Consider the following 13,666-nt stretch of genomic DNA (forward strand, 5'->3'; position numbering starts at 1 on the left):
AATTATGATTACTTTACATCACCTGAATAAATCGCGTTCTAAACGTATCATCTGGCTACTGGAAGAGCTTGGTGTCGATTATCAAATCAAACCTTACCAACGAGACAGTGTCACGTTTTTAGCACCGCCAGAACTGAAGTCTGTTCACCCTCTTGGTAAATCTCCAGTCATTGAAGATGATGGCATTGTGATCAGTGAATCTGGCGCAATTACTGAGTACCTAATCGACAAGTTTGGGCAAGGTAAATTCGCACCAGTGCGCGGCACAGCTGAATATGTTGAATATTCACAGTGGCTACACTTCGCTGAAAGCTCGGGCATTTTACCAATGCTGCTTAAGATCTTCGTGATGAAAGACGGCTGCGAGACAAACTTCCTTGGTGGTTACGCAGACGACGAAAATCAAAAGATCTTAACCTTCGTTAACGAAGCACTTGAAGGCAAAACTTATCTTGTAGGCGAAACACTCACTGGTGCCGATTTCATGATGTCGTTCATCGTAGAAATCGTGGGTAACTTTGGCGCGACTGCACTCTACCCTAACATTGCTAAATACGGTGATCTTTTAGCGAGTCACCCTGCTTACCAAAAAGCGGAGCAATTAGAGTTAGAACACTCTAACTAATCAAGATTGTTCCATCCAATGCTTCCATAGCATGAACATAACAATCTAAATGAAGCCAAAGCTGATTTATCTTCCGCTTTGGCTTCTCATTTGCCTCCATTTCGACAACAATACCGAGCTCTAACCGAATACCCATAGAGTTTGATCTTCATGTCAGCAAACCTTGCTCAATACACACCACTGCGCACGTTAAACCAAACAGCGAATCAAGCGTTATCATTGCCAGAGCGTTTTACATTCCCGTATTACTATACTCCGCATCCTTTGTGTGAATTAGCGATGCAGCAGCTTCAACAGTCTCTGCTTGACTGTGGTGTGAATGAAACATCGCAAGGAAGCCTCTATGCCGTTCTTCTGGTTCAACATCCTCAAACTCAAGAGTTGGGCTACCTTTCTGCGTTTTCAGGTTTGCAGCTAGATTCGTCTTTGGAACCTCAGCTATCGAGTATCGCCTTCGTTCCTTCTGCTTTTGATAAGCAGCAGTTTCAGGTTCTGAACACGCAAGGCTTAGCCCAAAAAACAACATTAGCTAACGACATTGCGAACCTAGAGAAAACTCACAACCTAGATGAACTGACTGCAACGCTGAGCGAACTTAAAAACGACGCGAGCAAAGCAATCGAAGCATTTCAGTTCACTATGGCTGCCAACAAAGCACAGCGTAATGAGCTTAGAGAGCAAGCTAACCAAGAGAAAGAACTGGGGAACCTAGACTCTGCGGCTGACCTGCTTAAACAGTTGGGCAACCAAAGCAGCCAAGAGAAGCGAGACTTAAAAGCACTTCGAATTGAGTGGAAGCAAAAGATCGCAGAACGTCAGTCACAAGTTGATGCCATAGAAAGCGATCTCAAAAGTCGCAAGCAAGACTACCAAACAATTTCTGCAGAGTTAGAAACGCAGCGTTTGTCTCATTATCGCTTTATCAACCAAGCAGCAGAGCCAAAGAGCCTGCTTGAATTATTGGATGGTAAAGACGCGCTTGAAGGTTCAGGTGACTGCTGCCTACCCAAGCTGCTTAACTTTGCCTTTGAGCACGGCTTTAAACCATTAGCTTTATCTGAGTTTTGGTGGGGATTGCCGCCAACAGATATCATTCGACAACACGGAAACCTTTACCCGGTTTGCCAAAGTAAGAGCTTTGAGATCCTTGAGCATCAACTCAGTGGCATTGAGCTAGAAGATAATCCGCTTATCGTAAACCCTGCGGTGGGTAAGTCGTTTGATATTGTCTACGAAGATGACGAGATCGTGGTTGTGAATAAGCCAGAGGAGTTCTTGTCTGTTCCGGGTAAGTTCATTGAAGACTCTGTTTATACTCGTATTAAAGCACGCTACCCAGATGCCACAGGGCCGTTGATTATCCATAGATTAGACATGTCGACATCTGGATTGTTGATCTTAGCGCTGACAGCCGAGTCCAACAAACACATCCAAAAGCAGTTCATAGATAGAACAGTCGAGAAACGTTACACCGCTCTGCTTGATGGTGAAATCCACGGTGATTCTGGAGATATTAGCTTGCCGTTACGCGGTGACATCACCGACAGACCAAGACAGTTAGTTTGCCATGAACATGGGCGTAACGCTGAAACGCATTGGCAAGCCGTCAGCACCAATAACGGAAAAACTAAGGTTCACTTGTACCCTAAAACAGGCCGTACCCACCAGCTGCGTGTTCACTGTGCTCATCCGCAAGGGCTTGGCGTACCGATTAGAGGTGATGACCTATATGGCTACAAACGTGAACGTCTGCACCTTCATGCGGGCTACCTAAAACTCATTCACCCAACAACCGGTGAATGGATGGAATTTGAAGTCCCTTCTGAGTTCTAAATGGTTTCGGTTTAGTAGGGCTTCGTGCCCTACTCTTATTTTCTTTAGCTCTCATCTCTATCGCTGCAGACGAATAAACTTAGTACGATGCAATGACCAAGAAGCCAGAACCCAACAGTGTCACCATCGCGGGAATACCATCCTTCCACGTATCGAATCTCAAATGAAAGTAAATCGCCCCTAGTGAAGTACTTGCTAATATCAAACCTCCCATCAGTTGCGTATGTTCAGGTGCTAAACCAACCAAAGCACAGAGCAACAATACAGCTCCAGTAAACTCAACCATGCCAACTAGAAACATGATCACTCGGTTTAATCCATAGCTTTTAAAAAAGCCAAGTTGAATTTCAAACACTTTACGCTGCCAAGCAAGTGTCTTGATTGAGCTTGCCAATAAAAAGAACACCACCAGTAATACACTCACCACTGTAATCATATTGTCACCTTTCTTAAGAGTTATTAACGTCAATGGGATTATTTAATCATTCATAAATCGAACGATAAATGCTAATTTTATGATAGTTAAGATTCCAATTTGGAATGATTAAGTTTAGATAGCAGACATAAGGCAAGTAGAATGGATAAAATTGAGTGTATTCGTATCTTCGTGGAAACTGCACAGCTGAACAGTTTTACTGCTACTGCCAATAAGCTCGATATGACACAAAGTGCCGTCAGTAAAAAGATTGCGTGGTTAGAAAGTGATTTAGGAATGACGTTGTTTCAGCGAAACAGTCGCAAAATATCCCTAACCCATGCAGGCAAAGACTACTTGACTTATTGTGTCCGCTTCCTAGAAGAAATGTCCGCAATAGAAAGTCAGCTCAAGCGAGAAACTGAGTCCGTAGAAGGTGAATTAAAAATATCCGCTCCAAGTGCCTTTGCAACCATGTTACTCAGTGAACCGCTTCAAGCATTCATTGAACAACACCCAGGGATACGTATTAACCTCAGCGTTGACGACCACATCGTTAATCTCAATGAACACAATATTGATGTCGCCATCCGCGCATCACAGCTTAAAGACTCAGGGCTAAAAGCACGCTTGTTGTTTAATAACAAAGTTCACTACTTCGCATCACCTGAATACCTAGAGAAACACGGAGCACCGCAACAGCCACAAGAACTGAGCAAACACCAATGCTTAACCTACTCACTGATGACGCCTGCGAATGAATGGCGTTTTACCGACCAGAGCCACAAAGCCAGCAGTATTAAAGTAAATCAAATATTCACTTCAGACAGCCCGGAAATGCTGCTTAAGATGGCTCGTCAAGGTTTAGGTATTGTCGCTTTGCCGAATTGGATGGGTAAGGAATTTGTTGAGAAAAGGGAATTAACACGGTTATTGGTAGACTGGAGTAATGACCAGTTACCAATGTATGCGGTGTATCATGCGAGCGACTATTTGCCCCAAAGAATCCGAGTGTTTATCGATTTTCTTGCAGAGCATTTGAGCTCAACGAATAGTTAAAGCTCTAAGAACAGCTAGAGCTCAACTGAGATCGATAGCTAAGATAAAGTCTTAGCCCATTACATCCTTGCGCTGATCAACGCATTCATAAGAGCCCATTTCGAACTCACGGCAGATCCATGGTCGGTTTTCGTAGATAGTACACATTAGTGTTTCCCTATCTACCGCTGAGCACCAACCATCATCTAAACGTTTCATGGTTTCACCGCCCCACTCGTCGTAAGCGATATGCTCTTCAGGTACGCCCGTATCTGTGATGATCATAACCTCTAAACGACAACAGCACGCCTGACAATTGGCACAAGTTACTTCAGGTTCGGTGATGTTCTTTATCTCTATGGTCATAAGTGACTACACTGCTAAATTTTGCGTATAGTAATCGAAACCGCTCGCTACGGCTAATAAAGAAAGCTGCCAATACTGTTTTCATACAGGCAAGAATAGAAACGGGCGTTGTGATTGACTCACAACGCCCGTTAGATTTTTCGTTTAATTAACTAGAAGCGCTATCTAGAATAGACTCGCGAAGAACAACTTAACGTAATCCATTAAACGCTTGAACAAACCACCCTGCTCGACTGCTTCAAGCGCAATCAAAGGTTGGGTTTGAACATCTTCGCCATCGACTGTGTAGTGAACCACACCTAAAGTTTGCCCTTCAGCAATCGGTGCTTTCAGTTCAGAGTTAAGCTCGATAGATGCAGTCAACTTTTTGCTGTCTGACTTAGGCAGCGTAATAAACGTGTCTTCTGCTACACCTAACTTCAATGTGTCTTGCTCACCAAACCATACCTTCTCTTCAGCAACTTGATCGCCGCCTTGGTGCGGGTTTAGTGTGTCGAAGAAGCGGAAACCATAACTCAATAGCTGTTTGCTGTCTGATTCACGGCTCTTAACACTTGATGCGCCCATCACAACCGCGATAAGCCTCATCTCACCTTGTGTCGCTGAGCTCGCCAAACTATAGCCTGCACCAGAGGTGTAGCCCGTTTTCATGCCATCAACGGTTAAGCTTCTATCACGTAGCAAGCCATTACGGTTGTGTTGTGTGATGCCGTTATAACTAAAAGAACGTTCGCTGTATAAGCCATACACATCTGGTAAGTCACGAATTATGGCTCGACCGAGCAGCGCGATATCGTAAGGAGTCGAATAGAGATCGTCAGCGTCTAAACCATGTGCATTGGCAAAATGGGTGTTTTCTAGTTTAAGAGATGCAGCCCAAGAGTTCATTAAATCCACAAATGCATCTTGTGAGCCCGCAACGTGTTCCGCAATCGCAACACTCGCATCGTTGCCCGATTGAATAATCAAGCCACGGTAAAGATCCATCATAGCTACATCAGTGTTTACTTCTATAAACATTTTTGAAGAGTCAGGGAAATTCTTAGCCCACGCATTTTCGCTGATTCGTACCTGATCGTCAGCAGAGATATTGCCTCGCTTCATCTCTTGTCCAGCCACATAGCTAGTCATCAGTTTGGTCAAACTCGCTGGATTTAACTTAGTGTGTGCATTTTTTTCGACCAGCACATCACCAGAATTAAAATCAATTAACACATACCCTTTTGCGCCTAGGCTAGGTGGGCTTGGTACTATAGAAGGTGCTGCGATCGCTGCATTACTTACCATCGCTGCGTTACTTACAATGAATATACTTAATAGAGGGAGAGAGTATTTGGAGAAGAGTTTCATTGAATCAAACCTAAGTTAACGTTTTGTGCAGTATAGACAAATGCTAGCAAAAGAAGCGCGAACTTTACGTTGCTTTACGTATTTGTACCGTTCGTTACAAATAAAAAAGCAGAATCTGCGATCTGACCATTTTTTCAACAGGAAATATTGATTCAATGAATGTGTACATCGCTTAATTCTAGCGTTCGGGCATACGTCTAAATAGCATATCTATAAAGCCAGTAATGCGCTGTTTGCTTTCGCTTGGCTCTAAGTCAGGCTGGATACCAGACTGAGCTAGAGCTTGCCACAATACGACTTCAGATTCAGGAACGAAAAAGGCAATGTACAAAGACCCTTTCTCCGCTACTTTACCTTCACCATCGTAAAATGGCACACCAGTAGATAGCTTAATCGCATCGAAGATAGACTCATCGTTCAGTTCCGATTCTTCCGCTAATCCAAAGCCTACAACAACATCGCCGACACCATCCTGTTTTAACTGATAACCCTTACTAGAGAGCTGTTCTTGAATCGCGTCACGCACCAGATCAGTAACCACGGTTTCATCGTATTTTTGAGAAAGGTAAACCTGTTCTGACTCAGGATGCCATGAATACGTCAGCACGCCGTGTTTCATGAAATCAAAATCACCGCTAGTGACCACACCATAATTATGCGTGGGTGGTATTTCTTGCGTAGTACATGCGGTCAGCCCAATAGCCATCAAAGCCAACAGTGCTACTTTTTTTATGCTTTTTGTTGCACAAATGGATCGTTTTATCATTCGTGACTCCCTTACCCATATAAGAATAACTATCAATTCAACCTCCAACATAAATAGTAATTATGTTAATAGAAAGGTCATTAAACGTTTGCGTAATCGCTAACCTTCACTTCTGTCCATTTTGGGGGTTTTATCACAAAAACAGAGTTGGTATAGTTTACCCCGTTAAACAAAACCAGACCATTCGAGGCACGGAGCTTCCTCAATCATCTCATGAAGAGAAGAATTGGTACCGACAAAGTATCGGCAAATTTAAGAGGGTCAAACAATGGAATTCAATATGGTTGAAATTTTAGGTTACGCTGCGTCTATTATGGTCGCAATTTCATTAACAATGAAAGATATCGTTCGTCTGCGTGTCCTTAACTTTATTGGCTGTACACTCTTTACAGCATACGGCGTTATGATTGACGCATGGCCAGTTGTCGCGACCAACGGTTTCATCGCTTGTGTAAACATCTACTTTCTTGCAAAAATGCAAAAGGAAAAAAAAACGGAAGCGATGAAAGCAGCGAAAGCTTAAATTAGCGATTAGCATTTCAAATAATTCTGAAAAAGCCCAAATAAAGTGATCTATTTGGGCTTTTTTCTATCTGTTATTCCTCTACACGCTCACTACCTTCTACTTTTTCACCGTTCGGACATAGCGGGCGTAAAACATAGTAAGACCATGAATAAAAAACGCCGAACAGGATTGAGTTCGGCGTTTGACTCTACGTTAAGTGGTTTGTTTAAGGAGGTGGGGATAGAAAGCTCTCACCTCTATCAACAAATCAATACTATGAACACAATTTGGTCCAGCTACCGTCACTGCCCGGCTCAGAACTTGTCCACCAGTTAGCTTGGTAAATACTACCGTTGTGAACGACTTGGTCACCCGTGTTTGCATGGCTTGGATTACCTGCCCAATCTTTCTGAGGTAGATCTGGGTAAACAATTAAACCTGCAGTATCACACGTACCAGGGTTTGTACCACCATCGCCAGGGTTACCACCACCAGAACTGATATCACCTAGTGGTAGATCCGGTTGCTCAAAGCTAAAGGCATAGTCGACGCCATTCACACTCACCGCATAGTTTGCAGGGCCTGAAATTGGTAAGTAATACACCATATCTAGCTCATACACACCACCAGCAGGAAGATCTTCCCATGCAGGTAACGTGAACGCTACGCGGTGCATAGTACCGTCTAATCCGCCGATGTTATCCGCACGAGTATGACCCGAAGCAATCACAGACAAACCGCCGCCCGATTGATCTTTCGCGTTATCAGGTGCTGATACTGGGATATCGAATTGGAACTCAGTTCCCCCCGGAAGTGCTTGACCAGTGTTGTTTGTGAACGTGATCTTAGGATTGATTGGGTAGTTTTGGTCACCGACTTTGAAGCCACCAACCGATACCGCGATATCTAATGCTTCTGTTGGAATAACACCCGTCGCTACTTTGTTTCCGTATGGCGTCGCAGACTTAAACTTATCGTAGATAGCTTTAGTCATGGTGTTACCCATATGGAACTCACCGTTACCACTATTACACGCTTGTTCAGTCGTATCGATAGACGTTCGGTTGCCATTCGCATCGAGTACATAACAGTTGTAATCCCCTGCAAGTTCCCAGAACATGATGCCGCCGATCTCTTTGTCGATAACGTAGTCAGCTTTCACGTCGATAGACTGTTTATCTTCCGTTGAAAGGAATACGCCCTTCTCTGCATTCCACAGCCAAGGGGCAACTGCCACACTGTCGTAGTTACGCGTGTAAGTTCCCGTTAGAACATCTGAAGGATCATTCATAGGATCAAGCTTGTAAGCTTCTGCATATGAGCCCCAAATTCCTTTTTCTAGGTTCTTCGCGTGCCACATTGGGTTTGAACCCGCACCCATCTCGTTGCCTTTCGGATCGGTATCGTGCCACATGTTGTCGATACCAATAGCGCCATGACCACAGTTGTTCTTCTCGCCTTCGCCTGTACCCGCCGCACATTCAGATTGATTTGGTAGCGCAGCTCGCCCCCAAAGGCCATTTTCGCCACCAGTTACACCTTGCCAACCACGCGTGTAGTAAGGCACACCGATGTTAATACGACCTGCTGGCATAGAACCACGGAAGTAATGGTAAGCCCAATCCGTGTTCAAGTAACCGATACCACCGTAAGCCGCAGTGCCGTAAACGTTCCACTGTGCTAACTCTGAATCTTTACCTGTATCAAACAAGGCAGCGTTATGACCAACATGATCGTTCCACGCACCGTGAAGGTCGTAAGACATGATATTCACGTAATCGAGGTACTTGGTAACATCAAATGTTTCCATACCGCGCAATAGGTAGCCAGAAGAAGGTGCCGCGATAGTTAACATGTAGTGATTGCCATCTTCAGCAGATGCCACATCAAGCTTCTCACGCAGTACTTTCATCAGTACTTGGTATGAAGCCCATAGGTACTGACGACGCGGTTCCATGAAGTCTTTATCGTATGGGTTACCCGCGCCTGCCATTGAGGTTGGGTACTCATAATCGATATCTAGACCATCGAATTGATACTTACGCAGCATTTCAACCGCTGAAGTCGCGAATGTTTCGATACCTTGATGGTTGATAGAGCCATCGGCATTGGTCGTCATAGTGTAGAAACCACCATCAGCAACTCGGCTTCCGTCAGTCGCGAAGTGGCCGCCAGTTTCAGCCCAACCACCGATTGAGATTAACGTTTTAACACCGTGTTTTTTCTTCGCTGTTGCTAGTGCACCAAAGTGACCTTTAAATCCTAATGCAGGGTCAACTTCCACACCCGGCCACTCTTTACCAACGGCAGCGTTATTTGGATCATTTACGTCACCTACGTTCACCTTGCCATCTGAACCGATACTCACGAAAGCGTAGTTGATGTGTGTGAGTTGTTCCCAAGGAATGTCATTTACTAAATATGCAGCTTGTGGGTCATCCCCTGCACGCCAACTTGTGAAGTAACCAATCACACGACGAGGGTGATCCGCGCCCATTTTCTCACGGCCTTCATCATCGTAAATCGTACAATAAGGTACATTGACACCTTGAGTTTGATACAAACCATCAGGACGACAAGTGCTCACCGTTGGAGCACCATTCACCGTCAAAGAAGCCAGTGCTGAATCTGCCGTCGCACCTTGGTCGTCTGTTGCTCTCGCGTAAACCGCTAAAGAACCTGCTTGAGTTGTTGTGTAATCTAACGTGTACGGGCTAGTTGCAGCTGTGCCAACAAGAGCACCAGCCACGTAGAAATCAACCTTATCGACAATGCCATCGCTGTCTGTTGCTGTTGCGGTAAGTGTTACCACACCACCAACATCAACCGAAGCTGCTGAAAGCGCAACCGAAACTGTCGGTGCTTCATTTCCAGGTGTAACGGAATCGACAGAGACAGAAACCGCGCTTGCTAGACTTACCGCACCTTCATTATCCGTTGCAACAACAGAAACCTGATGGTTACCAGACGTTGCAGCCCAAGTCGCTTCGAAAGGTGCCGCTGTGACTACCGCAACAGATACGCCATCAACAAAGAACTCAACCGAAGCCACACTGCCATCAGCGTCTAGTGCTGTTGCACTCAATACAATATTGTCGCCTTCAGTAATCACGTCAGAAGCAGAGGGTGCCGTTAATGAAGCTGTTGGTACTTCATTAGGCGTACCACCACCTCCGTCGCCGCTACACACATCGACTTTCTTCCATTGTGCGTAGTCGCCTTCAAATTGGCTTGGGTTGTTATTTTGATTCCAGTAATTTGCCGTATAAGCACTGCCGTCATGTGAAACCTGATCACCTCCTGTGTATACAGTGGCAGAATCCCACGTTTCTAACGTTGAGCAATCCACAGCCGCATAGCTGTTGAACGCCATTAAGCATGATGCGGTGAGCGTACTGAGTGTAAAAACCTTCTTAGCCACTCTTCCTTGATTTAGGTGCATGTTAGCTATCCCTTAAGTTGTTGTTTCAAGATGTTTAATTTAAATGGGATTTTCCTCGCCACTTAAATCTCTTCGCAAAACAACTGTAGGTAACAGCGCTAATTTAACACCTAAAATATTCAGTATTTATAAAATGACTCGCATTAATTTGTTTATAGCATGCAATGAGTCGACACTTATTTTGCACCAACAACTAATATTAATTTATTTCGGAAAGCTAAAAAATAACGTCTCAAAAATCAGAAATGTGATTTGGATTCGAGAAAAAATTCGTATCAAAACTAGCCAAAAAGTAGTGATTTAAAGGCGATTTAGGATTCATTTGGGAATTCGCCCACTTTTTTATAACAAATGTGTTAGTATCGGCGGCTTTTTTGACGAACCTCACATTTCTATGCAAGTGTGGGAGAAATACATAGGCTTGAAAGAGCCAAATATAGCGAAGAAATAATGTCCAACTTGACGCAAGTCGCCAACGAAAACATCAACGCAGAATCTACTTCTATCGATTTCAATAAAGCTCAATCTTTGGGTGAAAAACTGGAACTCGGAAACCCAGTCTTTTGGCTTAGTGGCAGTTTTTTAACCCTCTTTGTCATCCTCGCTTTCACCAACACCTCCGTGTTGTCCGAACTTGTTAACATCGGCTTTAGTTATTCAACTAAGTGGTTCGGTGCTTTCTGGCAAGTCCTACTACTTCTCAACTTCATTATCGGTTTAGTGCTTGCACTAGGTCGTACAGGCCATGTTCGCTTAGGAACACTTGCCCTACCAGAAATGACCACATTTAAATGGATGTCTATCGTCCTATGTACGCTGCTAGCGGGTGGCGGTGTATTCTGGGCAGCTGCAGAGCCTATTGCTCACTTTGTTTCAGCTCCGCCACTGTATGGCAACGCAGATCCTCAAGCGATGGCATTCAACGCCCTATCACAATCTTTCATGCACTGGGGTTTCCTTGCATGGGCAATCTTAGGTGGTTTATCTTCCATCGTGTTAATGCACCTGCATTACGACAAAGGCCTTCCTCTTAAGCCCCGTACTCTGCTTTACCCAGTACTTGGCGACAAAGCGATTAACAGCTGGGTTGGCAATGTAGTCGATGCATGTAGTATTGTGGCAGTGGCTGCTGGTACTATCGGCCCGATTGGTTTCCTTGGCCTACAAATCAGCTACGCGCTGAGCGAACTGTTTGGCATTTCAGATACATTCGCAACGCAAAGTGTTGTTATTATCTTTGCTATCGCTATGTACACGCTTTCTGCTTTGAGCGGCGTGAACAAAGGTATCCAACTGGTAAGCCGTTACAACATCATCTTGTCTGTGTGTCTAATCGGCTACATCCTTCTTGTTGGCCCAACGAGCTTCATTGTTGATGGCTACCTGCAAGGTATGGGTGAAATGGTTGATAACTTCATCCCAATGGCGCTATACCGCCAAGATACAGCGTGGCTAGGTGGCTGGACTGTGTTCTTCTGGGGTTGGTTCTTAGGTTATGGTCCAATGATGGCTATCTTCATTGCTCGCATCTCACGCGGCCGTACTATTCGCCAAATGATCGTTTCTATCAGCATCGTTGCACCGCTTGTAACGTGTTTCTGGTTCAGCATCGTTGGTGGCAGTGGTTTAGCGTTTGAACTAGAGAACCCAGGTGTCATTTCTAACGCGTTTGAAGGCTTTAATCTTCCTGCTGTGCTACTGGCCATTACTGCGCAACTGCCGTTCCCTACTCTGATTGCGATTCTGTTCCTGATCCTGACGACCACGTTCATCGTGACAACAGGTGACTCAATGACTTACACAATCAGTGTGGTAATGACAGGCACGACAGAGCCGAACGCAGCCGTACGTACCTTTTGGGGTATCATCATGGGTGCGGTAGCCATTGCACTTATCTCGATGGGCTCAGGCGGCATCTCTGCCCTACAGTCGTTCATTGTAATCACAGCCGTTCCTGTATCGTTCATCTTGCTGCCGTGTTTATGGCACGCACCAAAGATCGCGAAACAGATGGCAAGAGATCAAGGTATCGCTTAATACCTAATCCGATTTAGTTTCAGATAGCGTAGACACTAAAAAGCCACTCAAGTGATTCACCTGAGTGGCTTTGTTTTATCTGCTCGTTAAATGTATCGACGAAGCTTATTTCTACCGATAGTTCGGTTTATTGAAACTGTTCACCCGCAGCAACCATGAATGACATTTCAACCAATAGCTCAGGATTAGCAAGTTCTGCTTTCACGCATGCTCGGCTTGGCGCGCAGCCTTCAGGGAACCACGCTTCCCAAACTTCATTTAGTGCATCAAAGTTAGCGAAATCCGTTAGGTAAATCGTTACGGACAACACGCGAGATTTGTCACTGCCTACTAAGCTCATCATTTCTTCAGCTTGACCAAAAATTTGCTGAACCTGACTTTTGATACCTGCCGTTGTATCCGCTTCAGCAACTTCCACAAAACTTGCGATACCGTTGAAAACAGTGACATCTGACCAACGCTTGGTCGGGTTAATTCTATGAATTTTCACTGGTTATACTCTTCTTATAATTAGGGGGAACATCAGCGTAATTTAATCCAAATCGCAAATATTGAAAACAAAAATTGGAAAACTCGTAGCTCCTTTTGAACAGCACGATCGCCTACCTATTGCTTCAGTTCTCAACACCACTAGTCTTTCGGTTCATATCGAGACAATTAGTCGCCACCTGTTAAATCCCTAGATAAATATATTAATTATTATTCTCGACGCGAAATTTAATCTGAACTCTTGCGGTCATATTCAGGGATTTTATTAAATGGAGTACTTTTATGCATGTTCAAACCTATGATTTAAAACAGAGTAATGTGGGATATAACCTTGGTGTGGTTGGCGTGGCATTAGTGCTAGCTTGGATTGGTATTTATAAGTTTACGCCAACCGAAGCAATGCTTATAGAACCGCTAATCGCAAATCATCCTGCAATGAACTGGCTTTACAGTCTGTTCTCGGTACAAGCTGTGTCTAACATGGTGGGTGGCACGGAGATCATTGTAGCGATTGGACTGATAGTTGGATTTAAGAAACCGACGGTTGCCTTCTACTCAGGCATTGCAGCAGCGGCTATCTTTGTTGTGACACTCAGTTTCCTTATTACAACGCCAAACGCTTGGAAAGTATCAGATGGTATCTTAGTCACTAACTTCTTCCTCGTGAAAGACATCCTGTTTTTGGCTATCGCGATTAGTGTAATCGAACGTAACAAACCTCAGAAGTAACCGTAACGTAAACCTTTAAATAAAAAGGCTCGAAGCTGGCTAGAAGGACGCTGCCAGCTTCTGATGTATAA

At 44.5% G+C, this 13,666-nt stretch carries 12 protein-coding genes; 6 read left to right on the forward strand and 6 right to left on the reverse strand.

The genetic code is table 11. The features are described 5' to 3' along the window. The first annotated feature begins 4 nt into the window (after positions 1 to 4). Both L4C44_RS06450 and L4C44_RS06455 read left to right on the forward strand, forming a co-directional pair. Positions 5 to 625, forward strand: coding sequence for a glutathione S-transferase family protein (locus L4C44_RS06450; RefSeq protein ID WP_428804635.1), 621 nt, complete (start codon positions 5 to 7; stop codon positions 623 to 625). Positions 626 to 775: 150 nt separating this feature from the next. Beyond that, positions 776 to 2,458 (forward strand): RluA family pseudouridine synthase, encoded by a 1,683-nt coding sequence (locus L4C44_RS06455; RefSeq protein ID WP_428804636.1) that lies wholly within the window; start codon positions 776 to 778, stop codon positions 2,456 to 2,458. Positions 2,459 to 2,537: 79 nt separating this feature from the next. Here the strand turns inward: L4C44_RS06455 and L4C44_RS06460 are convergent, their stop codons facing one another. Continuing rightward, on the reverse strand, positions 2,538 to 2,918 hold the full coding sequence (locus tag L4C44_RS06460; RefSeq protein WP_146490879.1) for a DoxX family protein: 381 nt from the start codon (positions 2,916 to 2,918) through the stop codon (positions 2,538 to 2,540). Between the two features lie 117 nt (positions 2,919 to 3,035). Here L4C44_RS06460 and L4C44_RS06465 point away from each other — a divergent pair, with 117 nt between their 5' ends. Then, entirely contained in the window at positions 3,036 to 3,932 is an 897-nt protein-coding gene (locus tag L4C44_RS06465; protein ID WP_146490745.1) for a LysR family transcriptional regulator, read from the forward strand. Positions 3,933 to 3,983: 51 nt separating this feature from the next. Here L4C44_RS06465 and L4C44_RS06470 read toward each other — a convergent pair whose 3' ends face one another. The 3 genes from L4C44_RS06470 to L4C44_RS06480 form a co-directional block, all read right to left on the reverse strand. Beyond that, complete coding sequence (locus L4C44_RS06470) at positions 3,984 to 4,277, reverse strand: YkgJ family cysteine cluster protein (RefSeq protein ID WP_248382441.1); 294 nt, start codon at positions 4,275 to 4,277, stop codon at positions 3,984 to 3,986. 165 nt (positions 4,278 to 4,442) lie between these two features. Continuing rightward, the gene (locus L4C44_RS06475) at positions 4,443 to 5,627 is read right to left on the reverse strand and encodes a D-alanyl-D-alanine carboxypeptidase family protein (RefSeq protein ID WP_239718213.1); all 1,185 of its coding nucleotides are present in this window, start codon (positions 5,625 to 5,627) and stop codon (positions 4,443 to 4,445) included. Positions 5,628 to 5,805: 178 nt separating this feature from the next. Then, a complete protein-coding gene (locus L4C44_RS06480; protein ID WP_146490748.1) occupies positions 5,806 to 6,393 on the reverse strand; it encodes a DUF4136 domain-containing protein in 588 nt (195 codons plus the stop codon). Between the two features lie 268 nt (positions 6,394 to 6,661). Here L4C44_RS06480 and L4C44_RS06485 point away from each other — a divergent pair, with 268 nt between their 5' ends. Next, positions 6,662 to 6,916: a YgjV family protein gene (locus L4C44_RS06485; RefSeq protein WP_010430226.1), complete on the forward strand. Its 255-nt coding sequence runs from the start codon at positions 6,662 to 6,664 to the stop codon at positions 6,914 to 6,916. A 256-nt stretch (positions 6,917 to 7,172) separates the two neighbouring features. On the opposite strand, the gene L4C44_RS06490 is transcribed toward L4C44_RS06485, so the two are convergent. After that, a complete protein-coding gene (locus L4C44_RS06490; protein ID WP_428804637.1) occupies positions 7,173 to 10,340 on the reverse strand; it encodes a chitinase C-terminal domain-containing protein in 3,168 nt (1,055 codons plus the stop codon). A 450-nt stretch (positions 10,341 to 10,790) separates the two neighbouring features. Here L4C44_RS06490 and L4C44_RS06495 point away from each other — a divergent pair, with 450 nt between their 5' ends. Then, complete coding sequence (locus tag L4C44_RS06495) at positions 10,791 to 12,377, forward strand: BCCT family transporter (RefSeq protein WP_428804638.1); 1,587 nt, start codon at positions 10,791 to 10,793, stop codon at positions 12,375 to 12,377. A 127-nt stretch (positions 12,378 to 12,504) separates the two neighbouring features. Here the strand turns inward: L4C44_RS06495 and L4C44_RS06500 are convergent, their stop codons facing one another. Further along, on the reverse strand, positions 12,505 to 12,867 hold the full coding sequence (locus tag L4C44_RS06500; RefSeq protein WP_285953588.1) for a RidA family protein: 363 nt from the start codon (positions 12,865 to 12,867) through the stop codon (positions 12,505 to 12,507). A gap of 281 nt (positions 12,868 to 13,148) precedes the next feature. Here L4C44_RS06500 and L4C44_RS06505 point away from each other — a divergent pair, with 281 nt between their 5' ends. Continuing rightward, positions 13,149 to 13,595 carry a DUF417 family protein gene (locus tag L4C44_RS06505; protein ID WP_146490752.1) on the forward strand — a complete coding sequence of 149 codons (447 nt, stop codon included), beginning with the start codon at positions 13,149 to 13,151 and terminating at the stop codon, positions 13,593 to 13,595. The last annotated feature ends 71 nt before the right edge of the window (positions 13,596 to 13,666 follow it).

Origin of the sequence: Vibrio satsumensis (genome assembly GCF_050337435.1) — a bacterium.
GTDB lineage: Bacteria > Pseudomonadota > Gammaproteobacteria > Enterobacterales > Vibrionaceae > Vibrio > Vibrio satsumensis.